The following is a 24,845-nucleotide window of genomic DNA, read 5'->3' on the forward strand; positions in this document are numbered from 1 at the left end:
ATATTGTTTCCCGTCATGAACTTTTGAATCCGGCTCTAAGGGCGACGCGCAGAAGGCGCAGACGGGGGAGCCGTCAAAGGACACGATCGGCACATCGCCCGGGATATTCCATCCAAGCTTGCGCATGCCGTTCATGAACGAGATCGCCATGTCGTCGCTGGTCGCGATGACCGCCGTCGGCTTGGTCTAAAGTGCATCGAAGTCCACCACGCCGTTGAGGCCGATCTCGAAGCCGCGTGGGTACTCGAGCACGCCGCCCGAGCGGACCACCGCCTCCTTCGAGATCCCGGCCTCTTACAACGCCTCGAGGACAGCATAGGCTCGCTGATATCTACTATTTACGAGCCCCTTCGTTCGATATTGCAAATTCACCGCATCGAACATTGGAACCTTCTCAGCTGAGATGAGGTGATCCCCGCTCAATAATCAAGCGTCAGCAGCGCGCGGCGGAATTCCGGTTCGCTCAGAACCACTTCGCCGGCGCCAAGCGCGCTGGCGTGAGCGAGGGCGCGCGCGGTGAGGCGCTGGGCGATCTCCACCGCACGCGGCAGGGTTTGCCCGCGCGCCAATCCCGCAACGACAAGGCCGGCGAACAGATCGCCCGTACCGGGCAGTGCGATCGGCAGGTGCTCCACCGGATGGCGGCTGGGCCCATCATCGCCGAGAATGACGCTCTCGATATGACCGGCGGGGGTGTCTTCCAGCGCGCAGCCCGTGGCGATCAGATGGGCGCCGTGCGCGATGCGGAGAAAGGTTCTCGCGGCTTCCAGGTCCTTCATGGTCGTGATCGTCTGCCCGGTCAGCCAGCTCAGTTCGAACGGGTTCGGCGTCGCGATATCGGCCATCGGCAGCAGGCGGTCGCGCATGACGTCGGCAATGGCTTCCGGCACATAGAGGCCCGGACCGGCATCGCCCATCACCGGGTCGCAGACGTAAGTGAGGCGGGGATTGACGGCTTTGGCCTCGGCCACGAAGTCGGCCACCATCAGCGCCACGTCGAGCGAGCCGATATAGCCCGTCAGGATGAAATCCGCCCGCTCCGGCAGGCCGCGTTCGCGCGCGCCCTGCAGCAGATCGGAAAAGAATTCCGGTGGCAGGGCGCGGCCGCGCAGCGTCGGATAATCGGGCGTGTTGGAAAAGATCACGGTCGGGATCGCCGCCACGTCCAGCCCCGCCGCCTGCATCGGAAACAGCGCCGCTGAATTGCCGACATGGCCGAACACGACCTGGCTCTGGATCGAGATCACGAAGGGGGGAGGGGTCATGAAGTGCCGTCCAGTCTTTTGCGCCAGTCCTCGACCCGGCCGCTTGCAAGCCGCCGGACCGCGTATTTCCGCCAACCCTCGGCCAGAACGTCGAGCGCGGCCATGTCCTTGAGCTCGTCGAGGTTGAGCCGGTCAACATAGAGCGCGCGCCACAGCCGGTGCAAGGTCCAGTCCGGCGCAATGCGGTCGACGAGCGTGAGCCGGTCGCCCGTCTTCACGATGCCCTGTTCCAGCACCCGGTAGTACCAGCCTGTCCGGCCGGTCTGCTGCACGCGGCGGGCCATGTCGGACACATCGAAGCGATGGTTGAGCTTCCAGCACGGCTGCCGCCCCTGGGAGACCTGCACCAGCGCCGTGCCCAGCCGGAAGATGTCGCCGACGGCGACGGTATTTTCGGTCAGGCCGGTCGCCGAGATGTTCTCGCCGAAGCCGCCGGCAGCGCCCAGCGCCGGCCGTTCGCCGAGCTCTTCGCGCCAGAGCGGGTAGTGATCGAGCGGGTAATGATGCACCGCCTTTTCGACGCCGCCATGGACGCGCCGGTCCGCCTGTTCATCGCCCTCGAAGCCTTCGGGGCCGAGCCGAAGCGGCCCGTCCGCCAGCGTCTTCATGATGCCGCTCAACGCTTCGCTTCCCGGAAGCTGCCTGGCGCGGCCGGTCAGAAGGGTGATCGCGATCATGTCGGCAGGTCCTGCAACCAGGCGCTGAGCATGGATTGGCCTGCGTCTCGCAGGGCCGCTCCATGTGCGCTGGCAGCGCGGCGCAGGTCGGCCGGGTCGACGCCGGCGCCGGCCAATTCCACGCTGTGGCCGATCAGCCAGCGTTCGAAGGCTGGCAGTTCGCCAGCCTCGGGATGAAATTGCAGCCCCAGTATGGCCGGTCCCATGGCAAAGGCCTGGGTGGCGCAGGCGGAGGTCGCGGCCAGGTTTTCCGCCCCGACGGGCGTTTCGAATGCCTCGCCATGCCAGTGGAGAACGGGCGTGTCCGCAAGGTGGTCGAGCGGGCCGCCTTTGCCGGCCTCCGTCAGCGTCAGCGTGGAAAAGCCGATTTCCTTGCGCGACATCGGCGCGACCCGCGCGCCAAGGGCGGAAGCCATGATCTGCGCGCCGAGACATATGCCGAGGGTCGGGCGGCGGGCGGCAAGGCGGGGGGCCAGCCAGTCGCGCTCCGCCACCATCAAGGGGTAGGCGGCAGCGTCATTCACCCCGATCGGGCCGCCGAGAACGACGACGAGATCGGCGTCAAGCGGATCCGGCAAGGGATCGACGCCCGCCTCGCTATCGATGAGCCGATAGCCTTCCTCCTCGAGCACGGGAGCAAAACTGCCAAGGTCCTCAAAGGCGAGGTGGCGCAGGATCAGGGCGGATTTCGGCATCGGAACCTCTTGCGTTTTGGTATTTGTCTCGCGAATATCCGGCCTGTGAAAAAGAGCCAGTTTTTGAAATTGAGATAGGCCGGTTGTCGTGGCCCCTGATCCCCTTGCGCTGGAAATCGCGAAAAACCCGCATGGACCGCTGTTCCTGGCGATTGCCGAGGCGATTACCCGCGACATCCTGCGCGGCCGCCTGAAACCCGGAAGCCGCCTGCCGGGAACGCGCGCGCTGGCGCGCGAACTCGGCGTTCACCGCAACACGGTCGATGCCGCCTATCAGGAACTCACGACCCAGGGCTGGCTCAAAGCCGAACCGGCACGCGGCACATTCGTTGCGCAGGATCTTCCTGATGAGATGACGCCGCCGGTTACCATCCCGGCTCCGGTTGAGCCGGCGATCGTCCGTCCGCCGCTGGCTTTCACCGACGGCGCGCCCGATCCCAAACTGCTGCCTGACAAGGCGCTGGCGCGCGCCTTTCGCCGCGCATTGCTGTCGCCGGCTTTTCGGACCGGCGTGGATTATGGCGATGCCCGCGGCACACCGGTCCTGCGTCACGCGCTTTCGTCCTACCTCGCTTCGGATCGTGGCGTGGTCGCCGATCCGGCGCGGCTGCTGATCACGCGCGGCAGCCAGATGGCGCTGTTTCTGGCGGCAAAGGCGGCAGTGAAGCCCGGCCAGGCGATTGCCGTGGAGGAGCCCGGTTATCCGCTGGCCTGGGAGGCCTTTCGGGCTGCGGGCGCTTCCGTGCAGGGCGTTTCGGTTGATGCGGGCGGGCTGTCGGTCGCGGCACTTGAGGAGGCGATCGCAAGCGATCCGCGCATCGCCGCGGTCTATGTCACGCCCCATCACCAGTATCCGACCACGGTGACCATGGGGGCCGCGCGGCGCTTGCAGCTTCTGGAGTTGGTCGAGCGACACGGCATCACCTTGATCGAGGATGACTACGACCACGAATATCGCTTCGAAGGCCGCCCGGTCCTGCCGCTTGCCGCCCGTGCGCCCGCGGACCTGCCGCTGATCTACGTGGGTTCGCTTTCCAAGCTGCTCTCGCCCGGCATTCGTCTCGGCTATGCCATGGCTACCGAGCCGCTGCTCTCCGGCATGGCCGCGGCGCGCGCGGCAATCGACCGGCAGGGCGACGCGCCGCTTGAGGCCGCGCTTGCGGACCTGATCCGCGATGGCGATCTCGGCCGTCACGCGCGCAAGGCGCGCCGCATCTATCGCGTCCGTCGCGATGTTCTGGCCGCAGCCTTGACGGAGCGTCTGGGAAAGCGGATCGCCTTTGATACGCCGGCGGGCGGGCTGGCCTTGTGGCTCGGTTGCGGAGAAGCCTCCGCGGATGTCTGGGCAGAGCGTGCGGGAAAAGCCGGCCTCGCGCTTCTGCCGGCCACCCGCTTCACCCTGGGGCGCGCCGCCCCGCAGGCGCTCCGCCTCGGCTATGCGGCGCTGGACGAGGCGCAGATCGTCCACGCCGTCGAAATCCTTGCCCGAAGCCTGCCGAGGTGAGCTTCTCGGCGGCAGAGTTGGACCTTGCGGGTCGGCGGTCCTGCCCGACCGGGGCGTATCGCGGGCGGGCAGGGGGAGGTATCAATCGCCTTCCTTGCAGCCCGGCTAGTCGGAGGCAGCAGCGTTCACACGGTCGACATGGCTGTCGGGAAAAATGGCGGCATAGAACGGGGCCGCTTTCCTGGCTTCGCCGTGATCGTACCAGAGGCAATTGATGATATCGGTCATGAAGCTTCTCCTAATGCCCGTTGCGGCGGGTAAGCCGCCCCGGGCATAAGGCGCGACGCGGGCTATTCGAAGAACCCTTTCGGTGTCGTCCCCTGAAGGAAGGGCTCGATGAATGCGTGCAGAAGCGCGGGCTGGTTGATGACCGCGGTGTGGGACGTCGCCGGCATCACCGCGAGCCGGGAGACCGGCAGCGGTTGGCCCATGTCGCCCATCACCCCGCCGCCCAGCAGGCGGAACATCGCGACCGAATGTTCCAGCGTCGCGACATCGGCATCGCCGGTGATGATCAGCACCGGGATCTCCAATGCTTCCACTTCCTCGCCCCAGGCCATCGGTTCGTGCTCGAGCGCGATCAGCTTTTCGACGAGCGCGGGAAAACCGTCCGGATCGGCCGCCAGTTCGCGGTATTCGGCGGCAAACGGCATCTCCAGGAACATCTCGACACTCATCTGCGGGACGAAGTCCCTGAAGGCGGGCTGCCAGCCCTCGTAATCATACGCCACCGATGCTGCGACAAGCTGATCGACCCGCTCAGGAAAGTCGATGGCGAACCGCAGCCCGGCGGCCGCGCCCATGGAATAGCCGAATATATCGGCCTTCTCGATCCCGACTGCATCCATGAAGGCGGCGACATCGCCCGCAAGGTTCGGATAGGTGATCGGCCGGTCGATGTCGGTCGTGCGGCCGTGCCCCTGGAATTCCAGCGCATAGACCTTGTGCGTCTCGGCGAGCATCGGGATGATTTCGCCCATCGAGGGGATGTTCATGTAGGCGCCGTGCAGGACGATCAGCGGATCGCCCTTTCCGGAGACCTCGTAATACATCGTCATACCGTTGACCTCGACGCGATCGCTTGCCGGATCGTCTTCGGCCAATGCCGGGGCGGCGACCGCGAGCAATGCGGTCAGAATGACCATTCGGAACATGATTGTCTCTCCCTGCTTGAGGTGAATTCTCTTCAGGCGGAGCCCTTGTCGCCCTCGAAATTGAGCATCCACGGCGTGCCGTACCTGTCGGTGAACACGGCGAAGCGCTCGGCCCAGAAGGTTTCGCCGGGCGCCATCTCGACGCTCTGCGCATCCTCTGCCAGCGCGTCGTGGATACGGTCGAATTCCTCGCGCGAGGCCGGCGCGATCGAAACGCGGAAGCCGGCGGGCTTCCTGTACATTTCCGCCGGGACGTCCGAGGCCATGATCGTGGCATTGCCCAAAGTCATGGCCATGTTCATCACCATATCGTCGCCGCCGGGCATCCGGCTTTCCGGGTCGGGTGCGTCACCGTTGCGAAAAACGCCGCCGATCTCGCCGCCGAGCACCTCGGCATAACGGGTCATCGCCTCGAAGCAGTTGCCCTTGAAGAAAAGATAGATTGTCGGTTCCATGTCGGTCTCTCCCTTGTGGTTGAAATGCCGCCCTCAACGGCGGCCATTGGCTACGGCTCCGCCGCAGCTTTGAAGAAATCCCTCTGCGCAACGAACGCGCGCCTGAAGGTCGGTCGCGCTTCGGCGCGGGCCACGAAGGCCGCGAGATTGGGATGTTTTTAGAGCAGCCCCGATCCGCCCAGCCTGCGCAGAACATCGGCCGTCATCAGGTCGCCGGCGCTGAAACGGCTATCGAGCCAGTCGGCGGTCATCGATTGGCGTCGCGTCTCAGTCATACGCGTCGTGCCTCCGCCACCACTGGTACGGCCTGGTCTGCGGCGTGCCCTCGGGCGCGTCCTCCCAGTCTTCCTGTCGGCCGAGGGGCGTCAGGTCGAGCAGTGTCCAGACCGTGCCGAGCGTCTCGACCCCGCGAGCGGTCGTGAAGTAGGTCCGGTAGATGTCCGCGCCATCGCGATAGAAAACGTTGAGGCCGAAGCCTGAGCTCACGTCGAAGTCGGCGTTGAAATTATCCCGTGTCTCGTACCAGGGCATCGACCAGCCCATGCGCTTTCGGAACGCCTCGATCTCGCTAATCGGCGCTTTCGACACGAAGACGAGCGCGGTGTTGCGGGCGTGCAGATGGGAGAGATGCGGGATCTGGTCGGCGACCATGCAGCAGCCTGCGCACGGGCTCGGGTCCGCGGGCTTCAGCATGTGGTGATAGACGATGAGTTGCGCCCGGCCGTCGAACAGATCGGCCAGCGTGCCGGTTCCTTCGGGGCCGGTGAAGGCATAGTCGCCATCGACCTTCGTCCACGGCATGCGCCGCCGCCTTGCGGCCAGCCGGTCCTGAGCACGGGTCAGGTCCTTTTCCGCATCGCGCAGGTCGGCGAGTTCGTCGCGCCAGGCATCCGGCGATACCGTCCGGCGGGCAATTCCAGAGATCGTCTTCGTTTCAGGGTTTGGAATTCCAGTCATGTTATGAACCTCCTCAAGAACCTGTCGCTCCGCTCTTCGTTGGCATCTCGAACAGGAGCAGCAGATAGCGTTTCAGATGATCGACGCTGTCGCGCGCGATGGCGCGGCCGCCCGTCGCCTTGGCCAGTATGAACGCGCCCTGCAGCACCGCCTGGGTATGCGCGGCCAGGCTGGCTGGCGTCCAGTCCGCCACGATCCCGCGCGCCTTCATCGCCGCCTCGATATCGGGCTCCAGCGTGGCCGCATGCCCGAAAATGCTTGCCGCGCAGGCATCGCGGATCGCAGGGTTCGACCCATAGACCTCTTGCGTCATGGTGCCGACGAGACAGGTGAACTCGGCGAGATCGCCCTCGATGATCGCCTTGCGGAACTCGATGTAGCCGATCAGCCGCTCGAACGGATCATCATGGTCGTGATAGGGGGCGCCGGCGAAGAATGCGCCGGTGGTGGCCGACCAGTGTTCCGCCGCCGCGATACCGAGCGCGTCCTTGCTCTTGAAGTGATGGAAGAAGGCCCCCTTGGTCACGCCCGCGGCCGAACAGAGTTCATCGACGGTGGTGGCCGTATAGCCCTTGGCGCGGATCAGCGACAGCGCCGCAGCAAGCAGCTTCGATCTCGCATCCGGTTTCAGGGTCGTGTTGGACATGCGTCGCCTCCTGTTCTGGCTTACATACCAACTAGTCGGTTTCTTGTCAAATTCAGCGGTGATCACGCTTGGCAAGCGAATGCGATCGCGAGCCGGAATAGGTCATTGCCGCAATGACGGCCGATCCTGGGGCACCGCTGGCGCCGCTACCAAATGTTCGGGCGAAGACAAGTCAGATGAACCCGGCGTCCTTTGACGTCCGGGTCGCACTGTATGATCTCACAGGCAAGATTGTTTGTCGCGCATGCGCCTGCGACAGGGCGGCTTGCCCCAGGCGCTTCTAGGGGCCGGGCTATCTCTGGGCAGGAGACAGTCCTCGAAAGGAACTCTCTGCAATGCCTGCCTCATCCTTTGTGCGTTACCCCAGACAGAAAAGGTTCGAGATATTCGCTTGTGCAGAAACTTATGTTTCTCCATAGTTTTAAAATACATGGCAGGTCTCGAAAATGCGCAGAAAAAAACAGACTTTCAAATTCTCAGGCTTCCTACTGACGCGCGCTCTGCCAATATTGGCGTTGGCCGCTTGCATCGGCCTTTTTGTTCTGGGGCTCTTGATTTGGGCGGGTCACGAGGCTGATCGCGTCTCTTACAATCGACAGGCAAGCCTGGTTCAGCTCGTTGTTTCTCAACTGCGTTCCAAAGTCGCGCACGATCAGGAAAGCGTCACTGTCTGGGACGATGCCGTCGAGCAGGTGCGCGCGCGTGATAGCGCCTGGATGGATAGTAATCTCGGAGCCTGGATGCATGAGTACTTCGGTCTCGATCAGGCTTATGTTCTCGATCCCTCGAACCAGGCAGTTTACGCTTTTGCAGATGGCGGAACGGCCGCTCCGGATGCGTTCAATATCGTCAGCGACCAAGCTCTGCCTTTGGTCCTTGCTCTTCGCGACACGCTTCGGGCCGGAGGAGATAGTCAAATCAGCGATACCGCGCTCACGCCGGGCGTATCCGATTTGGCAGTCATCCAGGGGCGTCCCGCTGTCGTCAGCGTCAAGCCAATTGTTTCCGACACCGGTGATATCCAGCAAACGCCCGGTGAGGAAGCCGTTCACGTCGCTGTACGCTTTCTTGACGGAAGCCTGATCGAAGAATTGAAGACCGACTATCTGTTCGAAGATCTGCGTTTTTCATGGTCGGCGAGCGATGAGCCGCACTATTCCAGCCTGCCGTTTCACAAGGCTGACGGATCCGTTTTGGGTTACATGGTCTGGCATCCCCATCACCCGGGGGAAACGATGCTATCAAGGCTTATTCCGGTTTTGTCCGCCTTTATTGGCTTGGCGCTTTTCGCGATCGCGTTCTCTTTGTTTCTGTATCACAACCGCTCGAAAGAGCTGGAGGCGAGTGAGGAGCAGATCCGTTACATGGCGCTCCACGATCCGTTGACCGAACTTCCCAACAGAAATTACTTCAACGAGTATGTCGATGTTGAGTTGGCCAAGGGAGAGGGCAGCGCTCTACTGTTTCTGGACCTCGATCGGTTCAAGCAGGTCAACGACACGCTCGGTCATCCCTCGGGCGACGCTTTGATTCGCGAGTTTGGCCAACGTTTGAAGGCCATCGTACGCCAGGGCGATGTCGTTGCCCGCGTCGGCGGAGACGAATTTACCGTGATGCTCAGGGGAAAGGCCAGTGTGAGGGACGTCGACGTTATCTGTCAGCGCATCGTTGATTCTGCTCGCCGTCCTTTTGTGCTCGGTGGCCAAGAGGTCTTTGTCGGAGTCAGTGTTGGAGTAGCGCTGGCGCCGCGCGATGGCAGCGACCGTGTGAGCTTGCTTCGGAGGGCTGATGTTGCCTTGTACTTTTCCAAGAACTCCGGTCGCAGTCGGTATACGTACTTTTCAGAGAGCATGGACCAGTTGCTCAGCAGGCGTCAGGAGATGGAAGGGGATATGCGTGCGGCCCTGAAGGCTGGCAACGAGTTTCAGGTTCACTACCAACCCATTATTTCCGCACGTGACCATCGGGTCAAAGGGTACGAGGCACTCCTTCGCTGGGAGCATGCTAAATTCGGCTCGATCTCGCCCGAGCTGTTTATTCCGATAGCTGAAGAAACCGGAATGATTGAAGCCGTCGGTGAGTTTGTTTTGCGGGAAGCCTGCAAGGCGGCGGCTAAATGGTCAGGCAAGAGCGTTGCGGTCAACGTGTCCGGCGTCGAGCTCCGCGACGAAGGTTACGCCGCCAAAGTCAAAAATATACTGCTATCCACCGGGTTGTCGCCGCAGGCTCTTGAACTGGAGGTGACTGAAACAGTCGCTACCGATGAGGCTTCGGCAGTTGTCGCAAATCTCGACGCTCTGCGTGCAATAGGTGTGCAGATCGCGATTGATGATTTCGGGACTGGCTTCTCGTCGCTTGGTCGACTGCGAACCCTGAATGTCGATCGCATCAAGATCGACAGAAGTTTCGTCCAGGGGTTCGGCGAGAAAGCCGGCGATGAAGCCATAATCCGGGCTATTGTTGAACTGGCCCACGCGAGAGGCCTCAAGACGACCGCGGAAGGCGTTGAAACCTCGCTGCAGGACGCAGGCCTTGTCAAGATTGGCTGTGACAGCCTGCAGGGCTTTCTCTACTCGAAGCCGGTTCCTCTTCGTGACATTGAGCACATTTCCTCTCCTGCCGGCTCGCCAAGCTGAGAGCAAGCGTGGAGCTGCGGCTCGGGCCGCGAACAGGTTTGCATCCGAGCCGGTCATCCTGACCTTTGTTCCGAACCGAAAAAGCCGTTTCGCCGATCTGTCACGCGCTTTTTCGGGAACCAATACAGCGACGCGTCGGTTAGAGCCGCAGGCAATGGCCGCGAGGTCCCGGCGTTCCAGGGCCGGACAATGCAACAGGAGAACGACCCATGGCAAATTCAGTAGCGTTGGTCACCGGAGCCGGTTCCGGCATTGGCAGGGCGGCGGCACTGGCGCTGGCGGCCGACGGCTATGTCGTCGGCGTCCTGGGCCATACGCCGGAGGAAAACCGAAAAACGGTCGAGGAAATCGAAGCCAGTGGCGGCACGGCGATCGAGCTTTCCGCCGATGTGGCCCATGAGGAGGAGATGGCCGCTGCCGTGGACAAACTGGTTTCGAAACACGGCCGACTCGATGCCGTCGTCGCCAATGCAGGCGTCAACGGCGTCTGGGCGCCAATCGATGAACTCGAGCCAAAGGAGTTCGACCACACCATCGCCATCAATCTGCGCGGCACGTTCCTGACGATCCGCGCGAGCGTGCCGCACCTGAAGGCGGCCGGCGGCGGGTCGATCGTGGTGATCTCCTCCATCAACGGCACGCGCACCTTCTCCTCGCCCGGCGCCACGGCATACACCGCCACCAAGGCCGCGCAGCTTGCCATGGTCCAGCAGCTGGCGCCGGAGCTGGGCCAGTCGTCGATCCGCATCAACGCCGTCTGCCCCGGCGCCATCGACACCGAGATCGACGACAACACCAATATCCGCCATGCCGAAAAGAGCGGCATCCCAAGCCACTGGCCCGAAGGCCAAATTCCGCTGACAGGCGGCGCGCCCGGCCGCAGCGAAGATGTCGCAGCCGTCATCGCTTTCCTGATCTCGGAAAAGGCCAGGCACGTCACCGGCACCCCGGTCTGGGTGGATGGCGGTCAGGGGCTGCTGCGCTGAACGTTTTTGCTGACCTTTTTAAAGGGGCGCATCATGAGCCACTCGAAAATCGCCACGGATCGAGACGCGGAAACCCTGACCATCCGGCAGGTTCTCGAAGGAGAGAGAGGCGCCGAGACGTTTCGCGGCCATGGCTGCAATCGTCAGCCCAAGCCCGGTGCCGGGCGCCTTGTTGTCGCGACCGCGATAAAACCGGCGTGTCAGAAGCTCAAGGTCTTCTTCTCGCACACCCGGGCCGTTATCTTCAACGGCTAGTCCGTTTCGTTCGGGTGTCATGCGCCAGCGGACCTCGCCATTCGCGCCTGCATGCTGGACCGCATTTTCCTGCAGGTTTCTGAGGATCAGATGCAGTGTTTCGGCGTTTGTCTCGGCGCTTAACCGGCCCACAGCCGGATCGATGATCGTTTTCCCGCCTTCGGGCAGGCCCGCGATCACATCGCGCAGCACCTCGCCGATAACCGTCGGCTCCCGGCGGATCGGCTCTGATCCAGCCTCGAGTCTCGCCAATGTCAGCAATTGTCGGACCATACGGTCGGTTCGGTCCACAGAGACAAGAATTTGCCTGAGGGCCTGATCGCGCATCGCGTCCTCTTTGGCCGCACGTGCCACCTGCGCCTGCATGCGCAAGCCCGCAAGCGGTGTTTTCAGTTCATGGGCCGCAAAGGCCGTCAGCTCGCGCTCGTGTCTGCGTGCGGCATCCACCTTGCCGAACAGGCCGTTCAGCGCATCCACCAGAGGCCGGACCTCGGAGGGGGCGTCTTCAGCGTCAATCGCGCGCATATCCTCAGCGTCGCGGGCGGTAATGTCGCCGGCGATACGGTTCAGCGGACGAAGGCCGCGACCGAGGCTGAACCAGATCAGAAAGCCGAACACCGGAAGCACCAGCGCCGCCGGTATCAACAGCCCGGCGACAAGGTCGCGGACCAGACGGTCGCGAAGGCCGACGCGGTCGCCGACGACCACCCGCACACCCTTTTCCGGGTCGATGATGGTGTAGACCCGCCACGCCTCGCCATTCACCTCGCGGTCTCCGAAACCCTCCTCATTGAGCGCGATGCTCTCATCCGGCGCGCCGCTGGAGCGGGCCACGAGATCGCCGTCGAGCGACCAGATCTGGCATGACAACTGTTTCTCGTAATCGACCGAGGCGAATGTTCCGTTTTTCCGCGCTGCGTCGATATCGCTGCCGGAGACCAGCGAGTGAACCATGCGGGCGGCTTCCTGAAGCCGGGTATCGAGCACATGCTGAACCTCGAAACGGCTCCAGCTCGAAATCCAGATCACCGCGGCAACCCAGATGATGCCGGAGGCGACGACAAGCAGAATGAAAAGACGGCGACGCAGTGAGTTCATGTTTCCGTCCTCATGCGATAGCCAAGCCCGCGCACGGTCTCGATGCTGGCGCGGCCGATCTTGGCGCGCAGATTGTGAATATGGACCTCGATGGCATTGCTTTCGACTTCCTCCTGCCAGCCATAGAGACGGTCTTCAAGCGCCTGCCGGGAGCGGATAACGCCCGGACGTTCCATAAGCGCCATCAGGATCGCGAATTCGCGGCGCGACAGGACGATCTCCTGGCCTTCGACGCTTGCAAGCATTTTCGAAGGGTCGAGCGCCACGCCATTGGCGTTCAGAACCGGCGCGGCCTGTCCGTGGCCGCGGCGGGTGACCGCGCGCAGGCGCGCCGCGAGCTCGTCCAGATCGAAGGGTTTGCCGATATAATCGTCGGCGCCGACATCGAGCCCGCGAATCCGGTCCTCCGTTTCATCGAGCGCGGTCAGCATCAGAACGGGCGTCCGGTTTCCGGCCTGTCTGACATCCGCCAGCAGGTCGAGCCCGGAGCCGTCCGGCAGCATCAGGTCGAGGATGATCGCGTCGTATGCACCGGCCTTTATGGCCGCAATGGCGTCGGCGCAGGTCGCCACGGCGTCGACGGTGTAGCCGTTGAGCCTGAGGCCGACGGCAAGGCCATCGGCCAGAACCGGATCATCCTCAATCACGAGTATGCGCATGGACTGTCTTTCCGTTTGAACGTGGCCGTTATTTTCCCGCCAGCTTAAGGCTGACTTAAGCTGGCGGGACGATCTGACGCGCTGCTTTGATAATCAAGAATCGCGAATGGCCGCAATGATCCGGTTTCTGTTCTCCCATTTCGTCGCCGCCCTTTTGCTCGCCGGTCTTTCGAGCGCCGCCTTCGCGCAAATGCCGCCGCCCGCCGACGACGTCTTCCGGCTTCAGGCCGGCCGTGACGGCAGCGGCGCGGTAATGCTCGACTGGACGATCGCGCCGGGCACCTATCTCTATCGCGACAGCATCAAGGCAAGCGAGGGCGCGGAGATGGTTCCGCTTGCTCTGCCCGGCGGCGTTGAAAAGAACGATCCGAATTTCGGCACTGTGGATGTCTACCACAACCATGTCCGGGCTAAGCTCCCGCAAGGACTTGAAGCCGACAGGCTGACGGTGCGCTACCAGGGCTGCGCTGAACAGGGCATTTGTTATCCGCCGGTCGAAAAGACGATCGATATGGCGAGCCTTTCGATATCGGGAAGCGACAACCGGCTGAGCGCCGCTGCCCGATCCGGCCCCTGGCAAACGGCTTCGCCTGTGCGTCCCGCCGCTTCGGACACGAATGCTGCGGAAACCGGGCCGGACGAGACCGGGCGGGCGGCATCCTATCTCAACGGCAATGTGTTCTTGATGGCGGCGGGCTTTCTCGGCTTCGGCCTGCTGTTGTCGCTGACCCCGTGCGTCTTCCCGATGATCCCGATCCTGTCGGCCACTCTGGCCGGCGCGGGCACGAAGCTTTCCGCCGGACGCGGGCTCATCCTGTCGCTTTCCTATGTGCTCGCCATGGCCGCCGCCTACGGTCTGGTCGGTCTGGTCGCCGGTCTGTCGGGCACCAATCTGCAGGCGGCGCTCCAGACGCCCTGGGCACTCGGCCTTTCGGCGGCCGTGTTCATCGTGCTTGCGCTTGGCATGTTCGGCCTCTTCGAGCTTCAGTTGCCGTCAGCGCTCACATCCCGTCTTGCCGGTCGCGGGCGTGGCGGTTCCGTGGCGGGGGCCGCGGTTTTGGGCTTTGGCTCCGCGCTCATCATCGGACCCTGCGTTACCCCGCCACTGGCGGCGGCGATGCTCTATGCCATCAACACCGGCGAGGCCGCCAGGGGCGCCGTCGCGCTCTTTGCGCTCGGTCTCGGCATGGGGCTGCCGTTGGTCGCCTTCGGCACATTCGGCGCGCGTATCCTGCCGAAATCCGGCCCCTGGCTTGTGGCCATCCGTCAGGCCTTCGGCGTCGTGTTTCTCGGTGTGGCCGTAATGCTCGTCGCGCGGCTTCTGCCGCCGCCCGCCGCCCTTGCCCTTTGGGGCGCGACGGCCATCGGTCTTGCCGTCTTCATCGGCGCCTTCGACAGCATTTCCGCCGGAAGCGGCTGGGGGCAACGCGCAGCCAAGGCCGGCGGCCTCGTGACGTTCATCGCCGGCGCGGTCATGCTGGTCGGCGCGGCCGCCGGCCAGCGCGACCCGCTCAAACCGCTGGCGTTTCTGGCCGGCGCTCCGCAACCCAGCCATCAGGTCGCTGAAACGCGGGTCACCGCGTCAGCGGCGTTCGACGAAGCGCTTGCCGGCTCCGGCCAAACGCCTGTGCTGGTCTCGTTCACCGCAGACTGGTGCACGATCTGCAAGTCCAACGAGAAGATCATGGCCGAACCGGCGATTGCCGCGCGGCTTCAGGACGTTGCCATGATCACGGTCGACGTCACCCGCCAGAATGGCGACGCGCGGGCGCTGATAGACCGGTTTTCCGTTGTCGGCCCGCCGACGCTTTTTCTGGTGGATCGCGATGGCCGGGAGATCGGCAATTCGCGGATCACCGGCGCCATCACCCCTGAAACCATCGCACAAAACCTGTCCCGGGCCGGCGCCTGAGGACCAATGAAGGAGACAGACATGAAGCGCAGGACCGTCCTGGCCGCTGCCGCGCTGGCGGCGTTTATCCTTGCAGGCGGCATGCCCGCAATGGCCCAGACTATCGACGTCAATGCCATTTTGCACGATCCCGACGCGCCCGAGGCGGGCAATCCCGAGGGCGACGTCACCATCGTCGCCTTCCTCGATTATAACTGTCCTTTCTGTAAGACATCGGCCCCGGACCTTGACCGTATCGTCGAGGAGGACGGCAATATCAGGCTCGTCTACAAGGACTGGCCGGTGCTTTCCGAAGCCTCCGTCTATGGCGCGCAACTGGCGCTCGCGGCCAAGTTTCAGGGCAAGTATGAAGAGGTTCATCATGCGCTGATGGGCGTTCCGGGCCACAAGGTTACCGAGGCGCAGATGCTCGAAGCCGTGCGCGCCACCAGCGTGGACATGCAGCGATTGCAGGACGATGTGACCGGCCACCACGCCGAGATCGCGGCGCTTCTGGGGCGCACGATGGAGCAGGGCGATGCGCTCGGCCTGATTTCGACGCCGACCTATCTGATCGGCCCGATGATGACGACGACGCTCGACTATGACGGCTTCAAGGAAACGGTGGCGGAGGCCAGACGGCGTCACGCTGCCGGGGAGCGCGTCGAATGAGAAACATTGCAGCAAAGTTCCTTCCGTTCGTCGTCGTCGCCGTGCTCTCGGCCTGTGCCTCAACCGACAATCCGCCGCAGCCGCCCGCGCCGAAGCCGGTGCTTGAGGACGCGCGCTACGCCGCCGTCACCGACGAGCCGTTCAATGTGCCGGCCGTCAATCTGAAACAGTTCGATCCCGAATTCCGACGTCAACTTGTCGACGATCCGACCGGCGAGCTGCCGGGCACGCTGGTGGTCGATCCCGAAAACCGGTTCCTCTATCTCGTCATGGCGGACGGCAAGGCCATGCGCTACGGCGTCGGCGTCGGGCGCGCGGGCATGGCATGGTCCGGCACGGCCAATGTCGCCTACAAGCGCGAATGGCCGACGTGGACGCCGACGCAGAACATGATCAAGCGCGATCCCGACACCTATCAGAAATGGGCGGGCGGCATGGAAGGCGGGCCGACGAACCCGCTCGGTGCCCGCGCGCTTTATCTGTTCGAGGATGGCAAGGATACGCTTTACCGTATCCACGGCACCAACGAGCCGTGGTCGATCGGTCAGGCAATGTCGTCGGGCTGTATCCGCATGATGAACCAGGACGTCATGGACCTCTATCGCCGCGTCCCGGACGGCGCAAAGGTCGTCGTTCTGCCCGTCACGGGGCAGGGGGAACCGGCTGTCGGTGCAGAAAACAACCAGGGCAATGATGGTCGGGCAAAGAGTAGAAATTCTGTCTGAGCGGGCGGAAGACTCGAATTTGTTCGGTCCCGCGCTGAAGCCAGGCGGGGCGTGCCCCACGGTTCGCAGGGCTCTTCACAGGTGAACCGCCGAACCTTGCAAGGATAGAGGAAATGACGGCCTTCGCGTTGGTCACGCTTGAAGGTAAGGTGAGAGCCTGTCGCGAGCGCCAGGCCACGGAGTGCGCTGCGTTGACGGCGGCGGGCGTCGGACACGTCGACGACCGGATAGCCGTTCTTTGAAACATGAAGGGCTGGCTGGCGTGCCAGTCCGTTCTCGGAGCGATGACATGAAGGCGATGGTTCTGCGGGCGTTGCGGACGCCACTGGTTTTCGAAGAAAGGCCTGATCCTGTGCCCGGTGCAGGAGAGGTGAGGGTGAGGGTCGAGGCCTGTGCCGTCTGCAGGACCGACCTGCATGTCGTCGATGGCGATCTGCCGGAAACGCGGCTGCCCGTCATTCCCGGCCATGAGATCGTCGGGATCGTCGAACAGCTCGGCGAGGGGGTGGCTTCGCTCGCCGTCGGGCAGAGGGTCGGCATTCCCTGGCTCGGTCAAACATGCGGCCATTGCGCCTATTGCCTGGAAGACAGCGAAAACCTCTGCGACGACCCGCAGTTTACCGGCTGCACCAGGGATGGCGGGTTCGCCACGCATGTGATCGCCAATGCGGATTTTGCCTTTCCCATGGACGGGTTCGACGATCCGGCGGCCGCCGCCCCGCTGATGTGCGCCGGCCTGATCGGATGGCGGTCGCTGAAGATGGCGGGCGAGGGCAGGCGCATCGGGCTTTACGGGTTCGGCGCGGCGGCGCATATCCTCGCGCAGGTGCTCGTCTGGCAGGGCCGTGAGGTCTATGCGTTTACGCGCGCGGGCGATACCGCGAGCCAGGACCATGCGCGGCACCTCGGTGCGGCCTGGGCCGGGGTGTCGGAGGACGCGCCCCCGCAGGCGCTCGACGCCGCCATCATCTTCGCGCCGGTCGGCGAGCTCGTGCCTCTGGCGCTCCGCGCCACCCGAAAGGGCGGCAGGGTTGTTTGCGGCGGCATCCACATGAGCGATATTCCGGCCTTTCCCTATCGCCTGCTGTGGGAGGAAAGGCATATCCTGTCGGTGGCCAATCTCACCCGGCAGGATGGACATGAATTTCTGAAGATCGCGCAGGCCGCCCGCGTTTCGACCACAATAAGCCGGTATCCGCTCGAAGCGGCCAACCGCGCTCTCGATGATTTGCGGCATGGTCGTTTTCAGGGCGCTGCGGTTCTTGTTCCCTGATGAAACGGAGCCGGCGTTTGCCGCCTCGTTTATTGATAATGATCAAAGCCCTTGCCAGCGGAGTATGGTCGACTGGATTCATTCGACGCGCACAATGGAGGCCGACATGATTACGGATTTGTTTGTTCACCTCGATGGGAGCGATGGCGACAAGGACCGCCTTGAAGCCGGGCGACAGATCGCGGTGATGTTCGATGCCCATCTTTCCGGCGTCTTCGTCAATCGCCTGCCCGATATGCCGGCGGCGGAGATTTACAGCTATTCGGCGTCCGCTCTCGACGACATGCAGAGAAAGGCACGGGAGAAGGGCGACAGGATTGCCGCCGGACTGGAAGACCTGCTTTCCGGCCTTGATGTCCGGAACGAGCTGCGTCGTTTCGATGTGCTCTCGTCACGGTGGCAGCAGACCATCCTGGCAGAGGCAAGGCTATACGATCTGTTCGTCACGACGATGCCGCAGGAGGACGACCATGAAGCCGCGGCGCTGGTGGAATCCGTGCTGTTCGGTGCCGGGCATTCGGTCTTGCTCGTACCGCCGAAATGCGTTTCCGCCCTTGACTTCTCAACCATTGTGCTCGGCTGGCGCAACACGCGGGAGGCCGCGCGGGCGGTCGACGAGGCCCTGCCGTTCCTCAAACGGGCCGAACGCGTGTCGGTCTGCATGATCGGCGACGACGAACTGGGCCGGATCGAGCGGGTCACCCAGGGCAATGACATTGCCCGCCATCTCGCCCGCCACGAAGTTCCGGTCGAACTCAACCCCCTGCCGGAGGGGAAGGGCGTTGGCGCCACCCTGCTCGACGAGGCCGAACTGCTCAACGCCGGCCTGATCGTCATGGGCGGCTACGGCCATACGCGTCTGCGCGAATGGGTGCTTGGCGGCGCGACGCGGGAGGTCCTGAAGAGATCGGAAGTTCCCGTTCTGATGGGACACTAGAGCGCGTCCAGGAAAGGCGGATACCGGTTTTCCGTCCGGACGCGCGTAAAAACAAATGCTCTGATGCGGCCGGTAGGGGGCCGCATTCAATGATCGCGCTGAAACTGCCTGCAGAATGTCCCGCTGTTCACGGGCACGTCACCTAACCTCGATGAAGGTACACGGCGCGAGGTGAGTGGCCTTGTGCGACACGCTTTTCAGAGGAAGCTTTAGCCGGGTAAAGATGGGCCCCATGGAAACCACCCGAACCGATCGCCTCAAGACTGTCGTTCTTCTGCTGGCCGCTGTCGGACTGGCCTTGGGCCTTGTGTTCTACTTCACGGCTCGGGCCGACATCGCCGACCTCGTCTGGACGGCCGGTGTCGTTCCCGCGCTTATTGTGCTTGTGGTCGAGATCCTGCGCGGCCTGCGCGCTGGCGAGGCGGGCCTCGACATCGTCGCCGCGCTCTCCATGTCGGCGGCACTCGTCTTTGGCGAGACGCTCGCAGCGGCAGTCATCGCAGTGATGTATTCCGGTGGCACATTCCTCGAAGCCTTCGCCGAGGGTCGCGCCCGGCGCGAGATGTATGATCTCCTGTCCCGCGTGCCGCGGACGGCTGCCCGGCATCGCGATGGCGGGATCGAAGAGGTTCCTCTCGACGCGATCATGCCCGGCGACCGCCTGCTGATCCGGCAGGGCGACGTGGTGCCGGTGGACGGCACGGTGGCCTCCGAAACGGCCTTCCTGGATACCTCGGCGCTGACCGGCGAGTCCCTCCCGGTACGTCTGGCGTACGGGGACGATGCCATGAGCGGGTCGACCAACGCGGGCGAGGCCTTCGACCTGACGGCCACGCACGAGGCGAAGGACAGCACCTATGCCGGGATCGTTCGGCTGGTCGAGGAGGCGCAGGCATCGAGAGCGCCGATGTCGCGGCTGGCGGATCGCTGGTCGCTGGGTTTTCTCGCGGTCACCGTCGGGATCGCCTTTGCCGCCTGGTGGGTTTCCGGCGATCCGGTCCGGGCGGTTGCCGTGCTGGTTGTCGCCACGCCCTGTCCGCTGATCCTCGCCGTGCCTGTGGCACTCGTCGCGGGCCTTTCGCGCGCGGCGTCTTTCGGCGTGCTCATCAAGGGCGCGGGGACCCTTGAGACGATGGCGCGCATCCGCACGCTGATCCTCGACAAGACCGGCACGCTGACGGAGGGCCGTCCGCAGATCGTCTCGATCGACAGCCATGAGGGCATGGCGGAAAACGATATCCTGCGGCTTGCGGCATCGCTTGACCAGGCATCGAAGCACCCGGTGGCGCAGGCCGTCGTCGCCGCCGCGAAAGAGCGTGGCTTCTCTCTGCCCGTTCCATCGGACGTGGCGGAGATCGCAGGCGAAGGCGTGGTGGGTCACGTTGAGGACCGCAACGTCATTGTGGGCGGAGACGCCTTTGTCGCCTCCCGCGTCGGACAGCGACCCGGCGATCATTCCGCCATCGCCGCCGGGTCGGTCCTCGTGGCTGTCGCTGTCGACGGGCGCATGGCCGGTCACCTCGTCATGTCCGATCCCTTACGCGAAGGCGCTGGCGCGATGCTGGACGGTCTGCGTCGCGAGGGAGTAGCGCGTATTCTTCTTGCCACCGGCGACCGCGCGGAAGTGGCCGAACGGGTGACCGAGGGGCTTGGCATCGATGGACTGCGCGCCGGCCTCACGCCGGACCAGAAGGTTCTTCTCGTGCTGACCGAGTGCAAGCGCGGGCCCGTGATGATGGTGGGCGACGGCGTCAACGATGCCCCGGCGCTTGCCGCCGCCGACGTGGGCGTTGCGATGGGCGCACGTGGTGCGGCAGCTGCCGCCGAGGCGGCGGACGTGGTGCTGTTGGTGGATCACCTCGACCGGCTCGGCTCGGGTATCCAAATCGCGCGCGGTGCGCGCCGCATCGCCGTCCAAAGCGTGGTTGCCGGGATCAGCCTTTCAGTGCTCGGCATGATCGCCGCTGCTTTCGGCTATCTCACCCCGGTGCAGGGCGCGCTCTTGCAGGAGGCGATTGACGTCGCCGTGATCCTGAATGCGCTCCGCGCTCTCAGTATCGCGCCGCGCCCGCCCGCTCCGCTCCGGCGCCGGGAAGACGCGCCCGGTCATTTCGATAGCGCGCAAGAAGCCAAGGCATGAACCGGCTCTTGCATTCCGAAATCCACATGGTGATTCGACCGGCCGGGTGTGGGCGGTCGTTCTCGGTGCCAAACCCATCCGCCCGAGATACTGACAAGCACCGGGCGATTAGTCTGCAACGCATGCGGTTGATTTGAAGTAATTCCAGCATTCCAGTGGCGTGAAGAGTTAGCAGACGTGGCCTACAGCTCTCACAGGTCGTCTTAGGTTTGCGCCTTTGTCTTCCTGAGAAGCGCCTTGAGCTTTGAGAACGCCTTCTCGATCGGGTTCATATCCGGTGAATAGCGCGGGAGAAAGAGCACCCATCCGCCGCGCGCCCTGATCGCCTCGGCAGCGCGTGGGCTCTTGTAAACATTGAGATTGTCCCAGACAACGACATCTCCGTTGAAAGCGTCGGGGCAAGCCGGGTTGAGACATAGGTGTCGAAAGCCAGGCCGTTGATGGCGTCCTCGAACACTGGCGCTATCAGTTCGTCGCACCGCAGACCGGCGATGAAGGTCTGTGTGTTCCACTTGCCGAAAGGCGCGTCGACAACAAGTCTTTGTCCCGTCCGGCTGGGTCCGCTCGGCGGCGTCATGTTGGTCTTCACACTCCCGACCAGCCTTCTGGAACTATGTCACTCACGGGACGTCTCACTGCTGCCTATAACGCTGCACCTGAGAGTGATCGGCCGTGAACGGCATTATCTCCGCTTGAACAGTGCAGGGCCGTCCATGACGAACAGTTCGATCTCCAGCGTTTCGGCCTTGTCCGGACCGCCGGAGAACGTGGCGGCGGAGCGGGAGCCTTCTGGCGCGTTTTCGGTGTCGATGTCGAACACCATCATCGCGCCGTCCCACGGCATCAGTCGGAACACCTCTGGCTTGGGGCCGACAAGCAAGACGAGGTCGCCGGTCTCGTCCTCGGCCACCTCGACGGTTCCGAAATAGGGGTGGCTGTAGCGGCCAATCAGATAGCTTGCGGGGGGCGGAGCCGCGGAAGCCTGCGGGAACGGCTCTCCGGCCGTTTCGCCGAGCGGCGTGTATAGGCCGGCAAACAGCGCCTCATAACCTGCGAACCAGTCGCGGGTCACGCCGCCGGTCTGAACCATATCGGTAAAGCTCGCGCCGATCGCTTCGACCGCGCCCACCGGGGCGGCGTTGGAGAGCACCACGATGCCGACATCGAGCGAAGGGATCAGCGCGAAATAGGTGGCGGCGCCAAGAATGAAGGCGCCGGAGTGGCTGAGGATCACCCGGCCGCTCGGGTCGGTGCCGACGCCGAAGCCATAGCCATAAAAGCCCGCACGCTCATCCGGGCTGTGCGGCCGGCTGGAGAAGCTCTGCGGGCTGATCGCCGGCTGCAGGGCCTCCGGCCGGATGAGGTTGCCGCCGCCGGCGAGCACCATTGTCATCCATTTTGTCATGTCATTGGCCGAAGAACTGACGCCGCCCGCCGGTGATTGGGCATCGGGCTCGCGCTGGTAGAGTGCTTGAAAGCCGTCTGCGGTTTTGGCATGGGGCGTCGCCCGGTTTTCCCGCGCCATGAAATCGTCAAAGCGCGCGCTGGTCTCGGTCATGCCGAGCGGCTGAAATAGCGCTTCTTCCGTAAGCTCGCTCCACGCCATGCCGGACGCATCGGCAACAGCTTCAGCCGCCGCCGTCAGGCCGAAATTGGTATAGGCGTAACTGGTGCGGAAGGGCGAAAGCGGCTGGAGTCTCAGCCGCTCGAGAATGGTCCGGCGGTCGAAGCCGAGGTCCTCGAGTTCATCGCCGGCATGGTCCGGCAGGCCGGAGCGATGGCTGTAGAGGTCGCCGATCGTCAGCCTTTCGCTCACCGCCGGATCGGAAAGCGAGAACCACGGCAGCAGGTCCTGCATGCGGCTGTCCCACGAGACCACGCCGCGACTGACCTGACGGGCGACGGCCGTCGCGCCGACGGATTTGGAGAGCGAGGCGAGCTGGAACACCGTGTCGGGCGTCACGGGCAGGTCTCCCTCGGCATCGCGCGTGCCGAACCCTTTGGCATAGACGGTCTCGCCGCCATGCACTACGGCGACGGCAATGCCCGGCACGCCGCTGCGGGCCTTGATGTCTTCGACAATGCCATCAAGCGCCGCTACTGCCTCGTCGATCTGTCCGGGAGGGACTGGGACACCCGATGTGCGCGATGGCGGCAGCATGTCAGCAAGCGCGGGGAGCGAGAGCAAGGCAATCGAGGCAGACGCCAGCGAAACCGTGGTCAGGAAATGGCGGCGCGAAGCCTTGAACTGTGACATGGAAAACCTCTTCTCGTTGCAATCACCGGCGCAGCCGGAACGTCGTGTTGTTGGATGCTGATGCGGTCTGCACCGCGTCAGAGCGGCAGACCCAGCCTGAAGAAAACCCTGAGCCCCTCATCCTCGCCATTGTCTGGACTATACCACGGCACGGCCGCGATCAGCTGAAAACTCATCTTTTCCGCCAGCATGCCGCTGACCCCGACGCCGACGGAGCCCAGCGCATCGCGCGCATAATCTGCGCCCGCCTCTTCATTCCAGACGACGCCATAATCCGCGAACGTCGTCCAGGTCAGGCCCGGAAGCGCCGACCAGCCGGTCTCGAAATCATGGCTGAGCTCAAGGGCGGCTGCTGCGCCGCTGGCGCCGGACAGCGTGCCGCCGTCAAACGCCCAGCCATAGGGATCGCCGCCGAGCGAGAATTGCGCCGCCGCCGGCAGTGGGGTTGCGGAATACTGCCCGGCACTGCGCAGCCGGATGGAGGTGTCGGCGCCAAGATCATGCGCGATGTCGAAGTTCACCCGGGCGTACCGGTAATCCTCCGGTACCTCGGGCAGGGCGGTTTCCTGTCCCAGCCCCTGGCCGAATTCCGCCGTTGTGAGGAAGGCGGTGCCGCCATTCTGCCGGTCATAGGTGAGCGACATGGCCGCCCAGCGCGTCTGTTCGCGGGCCGCCCGGGCGCCCATCACATCGACGCGGTCATTGCGCAGGTTGACCTCCAGCCTGCCGAAAAGGCTCTGGTCGATGGTGCGGATAAAGGGATAGTCGAGCCGCGCCGTGCCGATCACCGACTGGATATGAATATCGTCCGCCTTCAGATCGCCGCCCGGCTTCTGGGTGATGTAGGAGAGATCATATCCGGCGGAAAGGCCGTTGAAGCCGATCGGGATATCCTGCGAGGCCTGCAGGAAGATCATCTCCTGCGGCGTGTTGGGAACCGTGACGCCGACGAGGCTCGCCGTATCGAAAAGTCCCAGCATGTCGTTGACGGCGACATTGCCGGAGAGTTCCAGCGGCCCGACCTCATCGGTACCGAGATTGTCTAGTCCGACGCCACCCGAAGCGCGGTCAAAGCCGATGTCGAGGCGCAATGTTCCGCCGCCCTTCGGGGTCTCCGGCCGTATCAGCGTGCCCTCGATATCGAGCCCGCCGAGGTCGCTCATCAGCAGCAGAATGCGCTCGGCCTCCTTGATCCGGATCGGCCGCATGGCGATGATCCGGTCGATATAGGGCGCAAGACGCTCGCGGATACCCGGAATGGAACTGTTGACTTCCAGCGTCTCGACATAGCTTTCATAGACGCGGAGCGTGATCTTTCCGGAGGAAAAGTCCTGCACCGGCACGACGGTCATCGCGAGATAGCCGGCGCTCAGATACCGGGCGTCGATCTCCGTGGCGATCCGATAGAGATCGGCAAGCGTGATGACCTTGCCGGTCATGCCTTGCCAGAGATCGGAAAACACCGTGCCGGGCAGCGTCTCCGCGCCCTCAACCGTCAGGGACGTCAGCGTGAAGCGGATCGCGGCGGCATCCTTTTCGGGGGTGCGCTTGCGTTGATCCTGAACCTTGATATCGACCGTGCCGATACGCTGGGGCGGGGTGAACCGTTCGAGAATGGTCGTCTGGCCGGCGACCGTCTGCTCGATCCGCTCCGCGGTTTGCGCCAGCGCCGTGTCGGTACCCGCGAAAAGGCATCCGATGGCGAGCGGTCCACAGGCGAGAAACCCCCACCATGAGGAGGCCGGGCGCGCGGGCGGTCCGATTTTGCGCGATGGCTCCCGAAGAATAACCTTTTCATCATCGAGCAGTGCGAGCAATTGCAGGCGCGTAATCGCGAAGAAACCGGAATTCTCTGACAAGGCTGTTTGACGCATGGTTCCCCCAACACAGATCATTGCACAAGGGACCCTCTGTTGCATTCAGCCTGATGACGGCGGCGCGGCGCACTGGAATTGACGAGACC

The 24,845-nt window shown here is 63.7% G+C and carries 22 protein-coding genes and 2 pseudogenes; 9 read left to right on the top strand and 15 right to left on the bottom strand.

Features of this window, described 5'->3' with window-relative positions; translation table 11 throughout:
- From K7H91_RS16275 to K7H91_RS16290, 4 genes and pseudogenes are all read right to left on the bottom strand, one after another.
- Positions 1-291, bottom strand: a pseudogene (locus tag K7H91_RS16275) (substrate-binding domain-containing protein); the annotation flags it as partial.
- Between the two features lie 128 nt (positions 292-419).
- The gene (pdxY, locus tag K7H91_RS16280; RefSeq protein ID WP_230721315.1) at positions 420-1,265 is read right to left on the bottom strand and encodes a pyridoxal kinase; all 846 of its coding nucleotides are present in this window, start codon (positions 1,263-1,265) and stop codon (positions 420-422) included.
- Positions 1,262-1,942, bottom strand: a complete 681-nt coding sequence (locus tag K7H91_RS16285; RefSeq protein WP_419197485.1) for an MOSC domain-containing protein — start codon at positions 1,940-1,942, stop codon at positions 1,262-1,264. Before K7H91_RS16285 ends, pdxY begins: the two co-directional genes overlap by 4 nt.
- Positions 1,939-2,637 carry a glutamine amidotransferase gene (locus K7H91_RS16290; protein ID WP_230721316.1) on the bottom strand — a complete coding sequence of 233 codons (699 nt, stop codon included), beginning with the start codon at positions 2,635-2,637 and terminating at the stop codon, positions 1,939-1,941. Before K7H91_RS16290 ends, K7H91_RS16285 begins: the two co-directional genes overlap by 4 nt.
- Before the next feature lie 88 nt (positions 2,638-2,725).
- On the opposite strand from K7H91_RS16290, the gene K7H91_RS16295 reads away from it, so the two are divergent.
- Positions 2,726-4,141, top strand: a complete 1,416-nt coding sequence (locus K7H91_RS16295; RefSeq protein WP_230721317.1) for a PLP-dependent aminotransferase family protein — start codon at positions 2,726-2,728, stop codon at positions 4,139-4,141.
- Between the two features lie 105 nt (positions 4,142-4,246).
- On the opposite strand, the gene K7H91_RS16300 is transcribed toward K7H91_RS16295, so the two are convergent.
- From K7H91_RS16300 to K7H91_RS16325, 6 genes and pseudogenes are all read right to left on the bottom strand, one after another.
- Complete coding sequence (locus K7H91_RS16300; protein WP_419197486.1) at positions 4,247-4,369, bottom strand: VOC family protein; 123 nt, start codon at positions 4,367-4,369, stop codon at positions 4,247-4,249.
- 62 nt (positions 4,370-4,431) lie between these two features.
- Positions 4,432-5,295: an alpha/beta fold hydrolase gene (locus K7H91_RS16305; protein ID WP_230721318.1), complete on the bottom strand. Its 864-nt coding sequence runs from the start codon at positions 5,293-5,295 to the stop codon at positions 4,432-4,434.
- Between the two features lie 32 nt (positions 5,296-5,327).
- Positions 5,328-5,750 (bottom strand): VOC family protein, encoded by a 423-nt coding sequence (locus K7H91_RS16310; RefSeq protein WP_230721319.1) that lies wholly within the window; start codon positions 5,748-5,750, stop codon positions 5,328-5,330.
- Positions 5,751-5,800: 50 nt separating this feature from the next.
- Positions 5,801-6,076: pseudogene (locus K7H91_RS16315) on the bottom strand (hypothetical protein); the annotation flags it as partial.
- Positions 6,018-6,707 carry a DUF899 domain-containing protein gene (locus K7H91_RS16320; RefSeq protein WP_230721320.1) on the bottom strand — a complete coding sequence of 230 codons (690 nt, stop codon included), beginning with the start codon at positions 6,705-6,707 and terminating at the stop codon, positions 6,018-6,020. The pseudogene K7H91_RS16315 and the gene K7H91_RS16320, both read right to left, overlap by 59 nt.
- 13 nt (positions 6,708-6,720) lie before the next feature.
- A complete protein-coding gene (locus tag K7H91_RS16325; protein WP_230721321.1) occupies positions 6,721-7,353 on the bottom strand; it encodes a TetR/AcrR family transcriptional regulator in 633 nt (210 codons plus the stop codon).
- Positions 7,354-7,799: 446 nt separating this feature from the next.
- Here K7H91_RS16325 and K7H91_RS16330 point away from each other — a divergent pair, with 446 nt between their 5' ends.
- Complete coding sequence (locus tag K7H91_RS16330) at positions 7,800-9,989, top strand: putative bifunctional diguanylate cyclase/phosphodiesterase (protein ID WP_230721322.1); 2,190 nt, start codon at positions 7,800-7,802, stop codon at positions 9,987-9,989.
- Positions 9,990-10,198: 209 nt separating this feature from the next.
- A complete protein-coding gene (locus K7H91_RS16335; protein ID WP_230721323.1) occupies positions 10,199-10,975 on the top strand; it encodes an SDR family oxidoreductase in 777 nt (258 codons plus the stop codon).
- Between the two features lie 18 nt (positions 10,976-10,993).
- Here the strand turns inward: K7H91_RS16335 and K7H91_RS16340 are convergent, their stop codons facing one another.
- Entirely contained in the window at positions 10,994-12,328 is a 1,335-nt protein-coding gene (locus K7H91_RS16340) for an ATP-binding protein (RefSeq protein ID WP_230721324.1), read from the bottom strand.
- Positions 12,325-12,987 (bottom strand): response regulator, encoded by a 663-nt coding sequence (locus tag K7H91_RS16345; protein ID WP_230721325.1) that lies wholly within the window; start codon positions 12,985-12,987, stop codon positions 12,325-12,327. Before K7H91_RS16345 ends, K7H91_RS16340 begins: the two co-directional genes overlap by 4 nt.
- A 106-nt stretch (positions 12,988-13,093) precedes the next feature.
- Here K7H91_RS16345 and dsbD point away from each other — a divergent pair, with 106 nt between their 5' ends.
- From dsbD to K7H91_RS16375, 6 genes are all read left to right on the top strand, one after another.
- Positions 13,094-14,899, top strand: a complete 1,806-nt coding sequence (dsbD, locus tag K7H91_RS16350) for a protein-disulfide reductase DsbD (RefSeq protein WP_230721326.1) — start codon at positions 13,094-13,096, stop codon at positions 14,897-14,899.
- Positions 14,900-14,920: 21 nt separating this feature from the next.
- Positions 14,921-15,550 carry a DsbA family protein gene (locus K7H91_RS16355; RefSeq protein ID WP_230721327.1) on the top strand — a complete coding sequence of 210 codons (630 nt, stop codon included), beginning with the start codon at positions 14,921-14,923 and terminating at the stop codon, positions 15,548-15,550.
- A complete protein-coding gene (locus K7H91_RS16360) occupies positions 15,547-16,275 on the top strand; it encodes a L,D-transpeptidase (protein WP_230721328.1) in 729 nt (242 codons plus the stop codon). Before K7H91_RS16355 ends, K7H91_RS16360 begins: the two co-directional genes overlap by 4 nt.
- A gap of 289 nt (positions 16,276-16,564) precedes the next feature.
- On the top strand, positions 16,565-17,548 hold the full coding sequence (locus K7H91_RS16365) for a zinc-dependent alcohol dehydrogenase family protein (protein ID WP_230721329.1): 984 nt from the start codon (positions 16,565-16,567) through the stop codon (positions 17,546-17,548).
- 106 nt (positions 17,549-17,654) lie between these two features.
- Positions 17,655-18,485: a universal stress protein gene (locus K7H91_RS16370; RefSeq protein WP_230721330.1), complete on the top strand. Its 831-nt coding sequence runs from the start codon at positions 17,655-17,657 to the stop codon at positions 18,483-18,485.
- A 232-nt stretch (positions 18,486-18,717) separates the two neighbouring features.
- Complete coding sequence (locus K7H91_RS16375; protein ID WP_230721331.1) at positions 18,718-20,625, top strand: heavy metal translocating P-type ATPase; 1,908 nt, start codon at positions 18,718-18,720, stop codon at positions 20,623-20,625.
- 203 nt (positions 20,626-20,828) lie between these two features.
- Here the strand turns inward: K7H91_RS16375 and K7H91_RS25715 are convergent, their stop codons facing one another.
- The 3 genes from K7H91_RS25715 to K7H91_RS16390 form a co-directional block, all read right to left on the bottom strand.
- Positions 20,829-21,137 (bottom strand): transposase, encoded by a 309-nt coding sequence (locus K7H91_RS25715; RefSeq protein WP_330166014.1) that lies wholly within the window; start codon positions 21,135-21,137, stop codon positions 20,829-20,831.
- A 170-nt stretch (positions 21,138-21,307) separates the two neighbouring features.
- Positions 21,308-22,882 (bottom strand): serine hydrolase domain-containing protein, encoded by a 1,575-nt coding sequence (locus K7H91_RS16385; RefSeq protein ID WP_230721332.1) that lies wholly within the window; start codon positions 22,880-22,882, stop codon positions 21,308-21,310.
- A gap of 77 nt (positions 22,883-22,959) precedes the next feature.
- Complete coding sequence (locus K7H91_RS16390) at positions 22,960-24,756, bottom strand: ShlB/FhaC/HecB family hemolysin secretion/activation protein (protein ID WP_230721333.1); 1,797 nt, start codon at positions 24,754-24,756, stop codon at positions 22,960-22,962.
- Between the last annotated feature and the right edge of the window lie 89 nt (positions 24,757-24,845).

The organism is Martelella mediterranea (genome assembly GCF_021021415.1).
In the GTDB taxonomy this organism is placed as follows: Bacteria; Pseudomonadota; Alphaproteobacteria; order Rhizobiales; family Rhizobiaceae; genus Martelella; species Martelella mediterranea_C.